14 protein-coding genes are annotated in these 13,164 nt (G+C 42.8%); 1 reads left to right on the top strand and 13 read right to left on the bottom strand.

What is annotated here, in order from left to right; genetic code table 11:
- Positions 1–143: 143 nt before the first annotated feature.
- The 11 genes from radA to INT03_RS06070 form a co-directional block, all read right to left on the bottom strand.
- The gene (gene radA, locus INT03_RS06020; protein ID WP_193008153.1) at positions 144–1,583 is read right to left on the bottom strand and encodes a DNA repair protein RadA; all 1,440 of its coding nucleotides are present in this window, start codon (positions 1,581–1,583) and stop codon (positions 144–146) included.
- A gap of 358 nt (positions 1,584–1,941) precedes the next feature.
- Positions 1,942–2,721: an LPS export ABC transporter ATP-binding protein gene (lptB, locus tag INT03_RS06025; RefSeq protein ID WP_413469108.1), complete on the bottom strand. Its 780-nt coding sequence runs from the start codon at positions 2,719–2,721 to the stop codon at positions 1,942–1,944.
- A 79-nt stretch (positions 2,722–2,800) separates the two neighbouring features.
- A complete protein-coding gene (lptA, locus tag INT03_RS06030; protein ID WP_413469109.1) occupies positions 2,801–3,379 on the bottom strand; it encodes a lipopolysaccharide transport periplasmic protein LptA in 579 nt (192 codons plus the stop codon).
- A 90-nt stretch (positions 3,380–3,469) separates the two neighbouring features.
- A complete protein-coding gene (lptC, locus tag INT03_RS06035) occupies positions 3,470–4,054 on the bottom strand; it encodes an LPS export ABC transporter periplasmic protein LptC (protein ID WP_045446404.1) in 585 nt (194 codons plus the stop codon).
- Positions 4,051–4,617, bottom strand: coding sequence for a KdsC family phosphatase (locus INT03_RS06040; protein WP_193008238.1), 567 nt, complete (start codon positions 4,615–4,617; stop codon positions 4,051–4,053). Before INT03_RS06040 ends, lptC begins: the two co-directional genes overlap by 4 nt.
- Before the next feature lie 99 nt (positions 4,618–4,716).
- Positions 4,717–5,709 (bottom strand): KpsF/GutQ family sugar-phosphate isomerase, encoded by a 993-nt coding sequence (locus INT03_RS06045; protein WP_193008154.1) that lies wholly within the window; start codon positions 5,707–5,709, stop codon positions 4,717–4,719.
- 215 nt (positions 5,710–5,924) lie between these two features.
- Positions 5,925–6,458 carry an RNA chaperone Hfq gene (gene hfq / locus INT03_RS06050; protein WP_193008159.1) on the bottom strand — a complete coding sequence of 178 codons (534 nt, stop codon included), beginning with the start codon at positions 6,456–6,458 and terminating at the stop codon, positions 5,925–5,927.
- A gap of 565 nt (positions 6,459–7,023) precedes the next feature.
- Positions 7,024–8,172, bottom strand: a complete 1,149-nt coding sequence (gene miaA / locus INT03_RS06055) for a tRNA (adenosine(37)-N6)-dimethylallyltransferase MiaA (RefSeq protein WP_193008161.1) — start codon at positions 8,170–8,172, stop codon at positions 7,024–7,026.
- 86 nt (positions 8,173–8,258) lie between these two features.
- Positions 8,259–10,115, bottom strand: a complete 1,857-nt coding sequence (mutL, locus tag INT03_RS06060) for a DNA mismatch repair endonuclease MutL (protein WP_193008163.1) — start codon at positions 10,113–10,115, stop codon at positions 8,259–8,261.
- A 90-nt stretch (positions 10,116–10,205) separates the two neighbouring features.
- The gene (tsaE, locus tag INT03_RS06065; RefSeq protein WP_193008171.1) at positions 10,206–10,730 is read right to left on the bottom strand and encodes a tRNA (adenosine(37)-N6)-threonylcarbamoyltransferase complex ATPase subunit type 1 TsaE; all 525 of its coding nucleotides are present in this window, start codon (positions 10,728–10,730) and stop codon (positions 10,206–10,208) included.
- A complete protein-coding gene (locus INT03_RS06070) occupies positions 10,723–11,346 on the bottom strand; it encodes a 6-pyruvoyl trahydropterin synthase family protein (RefSeq protein ID WP_045446397.1) in 624 nt (207 codons plus the stop codon). Before INT03_RS06070 ends, tsaE begins: the two co-directional genes overlap by 8 nt.
- A 396-nt stretch (positions 11,347–11,742) precedes the next feature.
- Here INT03_RS06070 and INT03_RS15025 point away from each other — a divergent pair, with 396 nt between their 5' ends.
- Complete coding sequence (locus tag INT03_RS15025; protein ID WP_020443648.1) at positions 11,743–11,865, top strand: hypothetical protein; 123 nt, start codon at positions 11,743–11,745, stop codon at positions 11,863–11,865.
- Positions 11,866–11,953: 88 nt separating this feature from the next.
- Here INT03_RS15025 and INT03_RS06075 read toward each other — a convergent pair whose 3' ends face one another.
- On the bottom strand, positions 11,954–12,286 hold the full coding sequence (locus tag INT03_RS06075) for a YnfA family protein (RefSeq protein ID WP_055125033.1): 333 nt from the start codon (positions 12,284–12,286) through the stop codon (positions 11,954–11,956).
- A 12-nt stretch (positions 12,287–12,298) separates the two neighbouring features.
- Positions 12,299–13,105: a PhzF family phenazine biosynthesis protein gene (locus INT03_RS06080; RefSeq protein WP_055124933.1), complete on the bottom strand. Its 807-nt coding sequence runs from the start codon at positions 13,103–13,105 to the stop codon at positions 12,299–12,301.
- Positions 13,106–13,164 lie beyond the last annotated feature (59 nt).

The raw sequence follows: 13,164 nt of genomic DNA on the forward strand, positions 1-13,164 counted from the left end.
AACCATAAAAAGCGCCTAACACATCAGTGTTAGGCGCTTTTTTGTAGTTTCAGTTTATTGTATCCATTAGGCTACAGATAAAGCTGTAGCGCTTAGCAATGACTTATAAAATAACCATAATCAAAATGATTAACCCTTACACCTTATAGTTCAAATGCACTCTCAATGGCATCATCGAGACGTTCAACGGCAATCACATTGATGCCTTTAAATTGAGGAGCATCCTTAGCAGGCGCATTGGCTTTTGGAATAATGGCATACTTAAACCCATGTTTCATCGCTTCCTTTAAACGTTCTTGACCGTTCGGTACAGGACGGATTTCACCCGACAATCCCACTTCACCAAATACAGCCAATGATGATGGCAAGGCTTTTTCTTTAATACTTGAGGCACAAGCCAACAATACTGCTAAGTCAGATCCCGTCTCTATGACCTTGACACCACCGACGACGTTGACATACACATCTTGTCCGCTGGTATGAATACCGCCATGACGATGCATGACGGCCAGCAGCATGGACAGGCGCTGAAAATCCAATCCTAATGCCATTCGTCTAGGTGAGCCTTGCGAATCATCGACTAACGCTTGTACCTCCACCAACAAGGGTCGTGTGCCTTCGCGGCTGACCATGACAACAGATCCAGCAACGGGTTTGTCATAGCGACTCAAAAATATCGCTGATGGATTGGCGACCTCTTTCAGTCCCATATCTGTCATACCAAAAATACCTAATTCGTTAACGGCACCGAAGCGGTTTTTGACGGCACGAATCATCCGAAAGCGTGAGTCTGATTGACCTTCAAAATATAAAACCGTATCAACCATGTGTTCAAGAACGCGCGGCCCTGCGAGCGTGCCTTCCTTGGTTACATGACCCACTAAAAATAGCGCGGTGCCAGTCTGTTTGGCGTAGCGAGTCAAGATGGCCGCAGACTCTCGAATTTGACTGACGCCGCCAGGTGCAGAATTGATTGCATCCGTATAAATGGTTTGAATAGAGTCAATAATAGCGATGGCAGGCTGCTCTTGAGTCAAGGCGGCACAAATAGTTTCTACATTGGTTTCGGCCAGTACGCGTAATCTATCAGCCGGTAAATCTAAGCGCCTAGCGCGCATAGCAACCTGTGCCAATGATTCTTCACCAGTCACATACAAGGCGCTACCTGCCAATGAGTCGGCACGTGCCATATTAGTCGCAGTTTGCAGCAAAATCGTCGATTTACCGATACCAGGATCACCGCCGATTAAAACGACTGAACCAGCAACCAATCCACCACCAAGTACACGATCAAACTCACTAATACCAGTTGGTAAGCGTGTGTCTAGCGTTACGCTCACGGCATTAAGCGGCATGACCGCACTATGCGTACCCGAATAATTTCCTGCTGGTGCACCACCTGATTCACGAGATGCTGATCGATTTGCTGCTGGTTTAGAAACGTTTTTATTGTGATGCGGCATGCTCACATTTGGTGCTTCGACCAAGCTATTCCATTCACCGCAATCAGTACATTGCCCTGCCCACTTGCCAAAATGCGCGCCGCAGTGCTGACAGACATAACTACTCTTATTTTTTGCCATAACGTATGAACCTTATTCAAGTGTCCAATCAAGATTAATTGATAAAATATCGTGACGCTCTGATAAGCGTTAATTTGAGAATGATCTTTGAGATAAATTAGCCATCAGTATGATGGACTAAATCTTATAGAAGAGGTGATGCTAAATATGATGAATAGCTAGATATAGGAAAAGTAGCAAGCGCTGTCTTGAGAACTTAATGGAAATTATAAGTCTAACAGACAGCGTAAATAGTAGCGCGAAAAACACGTTAAGATATTAGGTGTGTATTGAACATTTAAAAATACGCAGAGCTAATCGATGCGCATTTGGCAAAAAAATGTATTCGAGACAAGTCCAATGCTCAACACATCCTCATTTATACGTGAAAGTCTTTACCCAAATAAACGGCTTTCACCAATTCATTTTCTAACACTTCACTAGAAGTACCCTCAGCAATAATAGCACCTTCTGAGACGATATAAGCTTTCTCACAAATAGCCAAGGTATCGCGAACGTTATGATCGGTAATCAAAACACCAATACCACGATTTTTGAGGGTCAAAATAACGTCTTTGATATCACCAACAGAGATAGGATCCACGCCTGCAAATGGCTCATCTAATAAAATGAACTTTGGGTCAGCCGCCAATGCACGGGCAATTTCACAGCGACGACGCTCACCACCTGATACGCTCATGCCTAATGATTTTCGTACATGCTCTAGATGGAATTCACCGATTAGTTTTTCCAGCTCTTGCTTTTGCTCGCTTTTACTCAATTCTTTACGAGTTTCTAAAATAGCCAAGATGTTGTCTTCGATAGACAATTTACGAAAGATAGACGCCTCTTGTGGTAAGTAACCAATTCCTGCACGCGCACGCTCATGCATGGCATATTTAGACAGATCCATTTTTCCTAAAGTGACACGGCCTTTATCCATATTGACCAACCCTACCACCATATAAAAGCTGGTTGTCTTCCCTGCACCATTTGGACCTAATAAACCAACGACCTGCCCTTGTTCTACGGAGAAAGAGACATCTTTCACAACCCAGCGCTTTCCATAGCGTTTGCCTAGATTTTGCATTGATAGTCGCGTCGCAGGTGCTGCGTTATCGTTGGTTGCCAAAGGGTTTGTATTTTTATTATCACTCATAACTTACTCATACGGTTGCAGAATTCAAGCACTAATACACTAAGGGGTGTTGATACAGTTACATTAACCATTCAGCTTTTTAGCGGATGCTACTTTGGCTACTATTACTACTGGGCGGAAACACCAACTCTACGCGCTGATTACCGCCAGCAGTTGCTTCAACATCACCAGCTTTTAGGCTATAACGAATGACATTACCCGCAAAACTTGCGCCATTTTGAACCAACTTAGCATTACCCGTCAAAGTAACAATACCAGTGACCGCATTATAATCAATCTTATTGGCTTGACCTTTCGCCAGCCCTTTTTCTTGTGTGACTACCTGTTGCATGGTTGCAGGGCGTCCGGTCGCTACTGCCGAGTTGATACTGCGACCCTGTGATAGGTTAACCGTGATGTTATCAGCGGTCATTTTAAACGTACCTTGAGTGATAATGACACTACCCGAATAGCTGGTAACGCCTGTACGCTCACTATAGGTCGCTTTATCTGCCAATAGTTTGATTTCTTGATTGGCATCTGATGGCAGCGCATGACTGTAAAGTGGCAGTGCCAGCAGCATAACCGTTGGCAGCACATGTAATTGACGCAAGCGGCACGATGTTAGATTGAAGCGTGCTAATGATGAGCGTAAAGTAGGCAAAAATTTAGATGTCATAAAAATCACTCGTTTTATAATGGGTAGTAGGATTTGCAAACTTTATGCTAGCTGCTATTTTTATTACATAGTCAATAAGAGTTACTGCGATCAAAACAATGCTTTGTCTTGGCGTTCAGCTGGAGTAAAAGCGACAGCCACTTGACCAAACTCATATTCACCGGTCTCAAGGTTGGCGGTCATGCTAGAAGCTTCAAACCGATTCATGCCTTGTTCAATCTTGACAGGCGCGTCACTATATACTTGCCCTGATTTGGTATTGCCTTTAAGGATACTACCTGTCACCTTTATCGGTTCAATATCTGGCGCGTCTTTATTGCCTTCACTAACCAGTGAAAAGCCCCCTGACAAGCTGAGTTCACCCGTCTGCTGACTGATAGCAGCACTACCCGCTTCAATACGATAACGCTGCTCTGCCGATGGCTCCCAATTCATAGTGATGCCTGACATCTCGTCTAAATTGGTCTCTGGATTGTGCGTCAATGTTTTGGCAGTCAGCTCATACTCAGTTTCGCCTTTCTCATTAGTCTGTACCGCTTTGATATCTGTTGCTTCATAATCAACATCGGTCGCTTCCATACTAACTGGCGGCGCTATCTCTCCTTGCTGTTGAAAAAACCAACCTGCAATACCAGCGATAATCAAGGCAAGAACTATTAAAACACGAGTATTCACGACAAATCATCCTGAGTTTTTGCTGCATCAAGCGTATAGTGCGCGATGAAGTCTTGATAGTGTCCATGACCTTTCAAAATGAGGTCACATACTTCACGTACAGCGCCAGTGCCACCTGCTCGGGTGGTGACCATGTCACTGCGATTAATGACTTCAGCATGCGCATTGGGCACTGTTGCAGCAAATCCAACGGTCTGCATCGCTTTAATGTCTGGTAAATCATCGCCCATATAAGCGCAATCAGCAGCCGTAATATTGAGGGCTGGATCAAGTATGGTTAGCAGCTCATTTAAAGCAACCAGCTTATCATCACGACCTTGCACCACATAATTAACGCCCATTTCCGCGGCGCGCTTATCTACCATAGCACTGCTACGACCTGTAATAATAGCCGTCAAAATGCCATAACGTGCTAACGACTTAACGCCTACGCCATCATGGACAGAAAAGGCCTTGGTCTCGATACCATTGGCATCATAGATAATTTGACCGTTTGATAAAATACCATCGACATCCATTATCAACAGCTTTACTTGTCCGGCTTTTTTGATTAAGTCTTGCATCATATCCCTCTTTCTTAAGGCTATTTTTTACATTTTATTGTTATAAATCGATACTGTGTGAATCTATACTGTATGAACCGATATCTTTATTAATTCTATTTATTTTACACCGGCTTGTAGCAAATCATGTACCGTAATAATTGCTTCTAAACGATCTTGGTCGTCAATAATTAGCAACTGGCTAATACCATTTTCATTCATCACACTGAGCGCATCTGATGCGCGCATGGTCTTGCTAATGTGCCGTGGATTACTAACCATTACTTCACCCATCGGCGTTTGCAAATCGATGCCTTTTTCTAGACCACGGCGTAGGTCACCATCTGTGAATACCCCAACCACCTTATCATTATCATCGGTCACCACCGTCATTCCTAAGCGCCCAGCAGACATAGTAAAAAGCGCTTCTTGCAGTGGCGCTTGCTGATGAATGAGTGGTAAATCTTCCGACTTAGTATGCATTAAATCTTCAACTCGCGTTAGCAGCTGACGACCTAATGCGCCTGCTGGATGCGATAATGCGAAATCCTCTGAGGTAAAGTTGCGCGCATGGACTAAGACAACGGCCAATGCATCGCCAAGCGCTAAAGTCGCCGTGGTACTGGAAGTAGGAGCAAGATTAAGTGGACAAGCCTCTTGCGATTTACCGAGCGTCAATACAATGTTCGCGGCACGAGGCAACATACCGCGCTTATCACGGCTAATACTAATCAGTGGAATATTTAGGTGTTTGACCACTGGCAGCAGCATCTTAATCTCATCGGACTCACCAGAGTTAGAGATAGCAAGCAGTACATCACCTTTTACCAACATGCCTAAATCGCCATGCCCAGCTTCACCAGGATGCATAAAAAAGGCTGGCGTGCCAGTAGAGGCAAACGTCGCCGCTATTTTACGCCCAATCAATCCTGACTTACCCATACCAGTGACCACGACTCGACCCTTACAAGCTAAAATAATATCGCATGCTTGTGCAAACCTATCGTCTATCTGCTCTGTTAGTAAAGCCAATGCCGATATCTCAGTGTTAATCGCTTCGATAGCCTTACTAATAAACTGCTCATGGGTTAGATTGATTTGGGTATTACTCATGGATTCGCTCTATTTTATAATGAATCAATACTGTATTTTACTATACTATGCCCAATATTAATAATAATCTACGAAACCAATCGCTAACAGCGCGGCACGTCATTTTAGACCATTATTATACGTTTATTTATACAAAAAAAACCCACTATAAAAAGCAGGTTTTGATCGGATAAATCACGTATTAGTAATGCACCTTCGATAATGAATCTTGCTCTCTAACCATTGTTATCATTAGATCCATCGTTTGGCTTTTCCTCAAAACCCGTATTTTCTGCTGGGTTTTCGAAACCACGGTCTTGACCAAAACCGCCACGCTCAAAGCCACGCTCCTGGCTCTGACCAAAGCTACCACGTTCAAAACCACGATCTTGGCCTTGGCTAAAGCCGCCACGATTAAAACCACTGCGATTAGACGCAAAGCCGCGCTCTTCAAAGCCACCTGTGCTAGCAGGATTACTACCGCGTTCAAACCCACCACCTTGATAACCTGCTGGAGCAGCGCTTTGCGGTTGAGTGCTCGTACCTGTCGTTGTCGTACTGCTACGTGGATTACGTGCCGGCACGACGGTTGAGATAGCGTGTTTGTATACCATTTGACTGACAGTGTTTTTGAGCAATACCACGTACTGATCAAATGATTCAATCTGACCTTGCAGCTTGATACCATTGACCAAAAAAATAGAGACAGGAATGCGATCTTTGCGCAGCGAGTTCAAAAACGGATCTTGTAAAGTTTGTCCTTTTGACATGAGAGCTCTCCTAAATATTATTAATTATGTTTTAGTGCCAACTATTTTAAGTTTTAATTTAATTATAATGGCTAACGGCAGATACAATAATAAATTTTCTTTATAAAACGTATCTAAATAAACGCTACTTATTCTTAAGTGATTCCACTTTATCGCGAATACATTATTATTGTAAATAATTAAGTAACTAGTTGTTTCATTAGTTATTTTTATCAACAAACGTCAATTAATATTGATTAAAAACACAGTTAGGCTAATATTACACCTACTATTTTGATGAATTTAAATTATAACAGCTATCTACGATATAATTTGATACTAATTGTCATTACTTTCTAATAGTTGCATAGAGCTTTTTGCAATACTATAATTTTAGTACACCATATTGTATTTATAAGGTATTCACTCATACCATATTTTGGGGCGATAGTGGTTTTGCTATAACTGATGGCTCTAAGGCGTGGCGTGTCCTCATTTCCATCGATTAACCTCTAAATGGGCTAACAATGGCTAAATTTTGTCACCATTTTTAAAATAAGGACACGCCCTAGTATCATTGAGAGATTTAATACAAATAATCTCTTGCCTGCGCCATGGTGGTGAATGCTTTTACCATCATATTGCGGTCTATAGAATATCCTTCCTCGCTAGAGGTATCGGCTGCTATCGCCCCATCCATGGAAGTACTAGGCAATTGCATGACTTTGCGTAACCATGTGTACTGACGTTTTGCCAATTGTCTTGTCGCATATAATGCCTTATTTTGCATTTGCTGACAAGCAAGTGCCTCGGTCGCACCATCAGATAAGCTTGATTGACCTGAAGACTGGAGTACTTCAAAAGCACTGTAAAATTGCGCGTTGTCTAGATGCGGCTGTTCAAATACTGGGTGATCGATGTGTACTAGGTATTCTAGTACTTGTCGATAACCAACGCAGCGCATGGATGGTAGATTTGGTGTTAAAGGATAGCGCTCCAGCAGACCAATGACCTCAGTCACCAACCCGTCATTCCACATGATATCTAAACGTTGCTCGATACGTGTATGCAACCATGGACGATCAGGCATGACTGTCAATGCGTGCCATTGCTGATTGGGATTATTTGCCAATGCCTGCTTGGGCTTTCGCTGCCAGTCACTTATAGGAATATCAGTTTGCAGATAAACTTCAACTGCTCGGGTAATACGCTGAGTATCAGTCGCATTAAGGCGCTCATGGCTGATCGGATCTATCTCACCTAAATAGTCGTAAAGCGCACTAATGCCTTTATCTTGCCGCCACTGCTCCACACGTGCGCGAACACTATCATCACTGTCAGGTACTGGAGATAGCCCGTCTAGCAGCGCCATGTAATACATCATAGTACCGCCAACCAACAACGGTATTTTGCCATTCTCGTGACAGCTATCAATCAAACCGGCAACGTCATGCACAAATTCGGCGACGCTATAGCTCTGCATAGGATCGATAATATCAACCAAATGATGTGGATAACGCGCCAACTCAATAGCGGTTGGTTTTGCCGTACCGATATTCATATCACGATAAATCAGCGCTGAATCTACTGAAATTAGCTCATAACGCCCTGTATCATATAACTCATAAGCCAGTGCAGTCTTGCCACTTGCTGTCGGCGCCATCAAACACACCACGCTATTATCCGCTAAATTGGCGTTTAGGCGATAAGATGAGCTGTCAGATGAAAGTTGCATAGTCTTGCCTTTATTAATGATATTAGTAGCAATAAATAAACTTGAGCGGTGTCATCGCTAAAACTTGCTTATTATATTTTTTGTCGTTATAGCTGTCTTGACTCAGGCGCAGATAATAGCATCAATGTTGCTAGTTGATTACCATCTATCGCTTTAATCGCATGCTGGGTCAGTAACGCGTCGACATCACCCAAGAACACCATCAAGTCTTGCTTTGACATTTGCATGCTCACGGCAGCAAGTTGTTGATTAATGTCATTTGCACTGTGCAACCATTGATCTTTTTTACCTGCCCTATTACTAAGTAAACTTGACTCAAATAATGAACGCATCTTTGATTGCCAATTCTCTGCACCGATCAATACACATTGGCTTTGATGATAAAACAATAACCAAGGCAGTGCTTTATTCTCAATATATGTCGTGCCAACAGATTTGGTTAATGCCTCATTTAAATGAGTAACAACATCTAGGCAATAAGGCAAAGATACCGAATGTATTGCGACATCGTTAGCGATACCTCTGGTGTTTTGACTTATTTTCTCAGAAACACTTGGTATGTTTAAGGTTTGAGGCGAATACCTATTTTCTGACAACTGATAGGGTTGTTTGGGCGATTTTACCTGATGGCTTTTGCTTGAATGAATGGTCGTTGATGTGTTTGGCATTACAGTAGCGAATGCATTATCGATAGACAAATTACTATCTACTATCTGACTATTACCTAGTATTTGAATAGTAGCATTAGCATTAGCATTAGGAGATCTGATCGTCTCTGTAGTCACTACCGTCTTAAGTTTTGTCCGAATCGCATGGCTTACATGCGCCATAATATTATTGATCGGACTTATTTTAATACGCTGTTTAGATGGATGCACATTGATATTGAGCCACTGAGTGGGCAAATCAAAATAAAGCGCATAGCCAATTCCTACCAACTGAGCAGTTTGGGCAAGTTGGCGTAGCTGATTGCTTATCAATGCTTCTTTGACCAGTCTTCCATTCACATAGATTAACTTTGGTAAGGTATCCTGCGAATCAGTGATAGGCCATAACCAACCATTAACGCTCGCTTGATCGCCAAAGCTATTATTGGCATACTCTCTGGATGGCTGCATTAAACTGGTGAGGTCTATCGCTATTTCTAACGCCTTCTTGGTTAACGACAACCCAGTCGCTTGCTCAAGACGTGATAATGGCAAAGGATTGCCATTATTATTGCCATTAGCATTTGTAGAAACGGCACTTAAAGACTTTGAATTCGAAAGCCTTGTAGCTGAAGACATCGTACTTAAAGACATCGCATTTGAAGAAAGTGACAACCGTTTTTTATTATCATGAAACAGCGTCAGCGCCACATCTGCTCGCGCCAAAGCCACTTCGCGCACAATCGTTTCGATATGACCGAACTCCGTCGCAATAGATTTCAAATTGCCACGGCGTGCTGGTACATTAAAATATAAATCCTTAACCGTAATGGTCGTACCACGATGATGCACAACTGGCATAAGCTTTGGCGCATCATCTAACACACCCGCGACTTGCAACTGGCGACCGATGCCACTGTCATCATGGCTACTGGTTAAAGTCAGCCGAGATACTGCCGCCGTCGCTGCTAGTGCTTCCCCGCGAAAACCCAACGTCGTAATACCGTGTAAGTTAGCGACATCCGCGACTTTACTGGTTGCATGACGGGTAATTGCCATGACCATATCATCGGGATGAATGCCCACGCCATTGTCGACCACTTCAATCATACCCATGCCGCCTTGAGTAATATGTATCTCAATATTGGTCGCACCAGCGTCAATGGCATTTTCTAGCAGCTCTTTGACTACGGCTGCTGGGCGTGTCACTACCTCACCCGCTGCCAATTGATTTATGAGCAGCGGCGATAGTTTTTTGATGCGAGTATAAGAATGATTGTCTGGGATTTGCGGCATTAAGAGGTATCGTTGTTTTACGTGATGATAAGTAGTACTGGCAGATATTGATGACTTATATTAAGGTCTGTTGAACATTCAAATATATAATTAAATCTTAACAGAGGATAAATCCAAGCCTTGCGCTTGTCCAGCCTTCGATAGCCGCAGCTTAACTTGACGCAACTCGCTATCCTTGTCAGTACTAGTAGCTTGCGTCATATCAATAAACAAGGTGGGCGTCGGTAAATAGCTGTCTGCGCGGCTTGCCCATTCGATGATAACCAACGCGTTTGGCTCATCCAGATATTCATCAAAACCGATAAAAGACAGCTCTTCTGGGTCTTGCAGACGATACAAATCCGCGTGATAAACTGGCTTGATTGAGCCGTCTGTTTGCTCGATGCTATAAGGCTCAACCAAGGTATAAGTTGGGCTTTTGACGGCACCTACATGCCCGAGCGCCTGCAACCAATAGCGAGTCAGAGTCGTTTTACCTGCCCCTAAATCACCTGCCAACCAGACACTACCTGTCAAGGGTAAAGCTGCCAATTGCGCAGCCAAACGTTGAGTATCAGCTTCTGTATACAGTGTCAGCGTCTTAGCGTTTTTGTCCTCTGTTGTACTATTAGGCATCAGGCTTACCTACCTGCACTTGCGTCTGTACCTGCATAGTCACCGTTGGGTTAATAAAGCTTTCACCGCGGATCAATTTGGCATATAGCTCAGGGTCGTGCCACTCGGCACTGACTTGATCGCTAAACTCAAACGCTTCTAAATGAAGCTTACCCATTTGCTCATTCGCCACATCATCAGCAAAGCACTGCGCGTAACCGGTAGCGGTTTCGTGTGCAATCACCGAATAAACGCTGACATCAGATTCACCGTTTTGCATTTGGGTTTGTTTTAAAATTTCTTGCGCCCAAAAGAATATCACGCGTGAAAACTGCTCTGCCGATGGCGATACTGGCAAGCTTATCCAGCGCGCACTGAATTTTTTACAGGCAGCGACATACTCAGGGTCGTCTTTATTCCAAAAACAAATCGCATGATCAAAGCTATCGATAATGTCCTTGATAGACGATTTTAATAAGCCAAAATCATAGACCATTTGTCCGTGATCCAAGCGCTTAGCCTCAAGAATCAGTTCAATCTGATAACTATGACCATGGATAGAGTGTTTGCAGCGCTCAGAGCTACAATTACGCACAATATGTGCATTTTCAAATTTAAAAAGTTTACGGATACGCATAACAATCAACCAAAACAGTAAGCATTTTTATGCTAAATATGAATATTATAAAAGTTTGCCGCGACAACTTATCGGCTTGTGGCTTATTATAGCAAATCGTGATGACTCCGTAAGTAAGCACTTATTAATAGCAGTATTGACTAAATAAATCCATGGCATCGAAAATCTACTTATACAACCCATTTATCAGACAAATTTTTAGAAGTAGCATTAAACAAGGGATGAATACAGGATTGACTCGAATCGTAGGTGAATTGTGCTAGTGCTATCTATTGCGACACCTTAAGCATATACTCATTGCAGTACGCACTATTTGCGTCATCAGCATTAATCTAACCTTCCAGCTATTTACACTGGCTTAAAAGGTATTACGGCTTATCTCAAGAGGAAAAAACCATGAGTAAAGGTCAAGACAGTAAAAAGAATGTAAAAAAGAAACCGCTATTAACGGCAAAAGAGAAAAAAGCCGCCAAACAATCTAAGAAAGACGACAACGGCAGTATCTTAGGTAAACATTAATATTTAGTGCATCATTGTGCCATTTAAAAAATGCCAATCGAACCTCACGGTTTGATTGGCATTTTTTATGCTAGGTGCGGTCTTTATGCTAAGCACCGCGCGGCGCAAACATAATAATTGCCATGCCTAATAACGCAACCGCAGAACCTACTATATCCCACGTGGTCGGCCTGATACCATTCACCGTCCACAACCATAAAATAGCCATCGAAATATACACGCCGCCATAAGCCGCGTAGACTCTACCAGCTGCGGCAGGATGTAAAGACAACAGCCAAACGAAAGCGACCAAGCTTAGTACGCCAGGGACAAGCAGCCAAATAGACTTACCTTCTCGCAGCCATAGATAAGGCAAATAGCAGCCCGCAATCTCTGCTAATGCGGTCAGCGCAAACAGTCCAACGGTTTTTAATTCAGTCAAAACCATCTACTCCTAAACGGTGATAAAACCTGTCATATACTGTACGGCATTGCCAGAAATCATTACTCTGTCACCTGCGACGACACAGTCTAAAATACCGCCTCGTTTTGATGCTTGATAAGCGACCAAGTGATTTTTACCCAAACGCTCAGCCCATAATGGTGCTAAAGCAGTATGAGCCGAACCCGTCACTGGGTCTTCATCGCCACCATTGGCTGGCCAAAAATAACGTGAAATAAAATCATAGTTTTTGTAGTCAGCAGACTTAGCCTGACAAGTCACCACCACATCTAAAGGCGCAAGCTGTTTTAGCTGCTCGTTATCACGCGCTACTGTTAATACGTCGGACTCAGCATTATAAATCACAAAATAGGCTTGAGCATTTTTATAGACTTCAATGGGTGCAATAGATAGTCCTGCAAGCAAGCTATCAGGGATACTGTCAACTTTCTCAGGCTTAGTATTAGGAAAGTCCATTTGTATTTTGCTATCGTCTGTTTGCACAATGGTCAATATACCAACCGCTTTGGCTGAAAACTTAATACAGTCTAAATGAGGGTTTTTGTTAAATAACACAAAGGCTGACGCCAAGGTTGCATGCCCGCAAAATGCAATCTCAGTGAATGGTGAAAACCAGCGGATATGATAAATGCCTTTATCATCAAGAACCATAAAAGCTGTCTCGGATAAGTTGTTTTCAAAAGCAATAGACTGCATCAAATCATCAGTGAGCCAGTTATCAGTGATAACAACTGCCGCTGAATTTCCTTTAAAAACGGTATCAGTGAAAGCATCGATGACATTAATTTCTAGTTGCATTTTATGTTCTCGCTTTATTTTTATAGATCTATGGTTTTATAGCTTTATGAATTTTATGG

It is taken from the genome of Psychrobacter sp. PG1 (genome assembly GCF_014897815.1).
Classification (GTDB): Bacteria; Pseudomonadota; Gammaproteobacteria; order Pseudomonadales; family Moraxellaceae; genus Psychrobacter.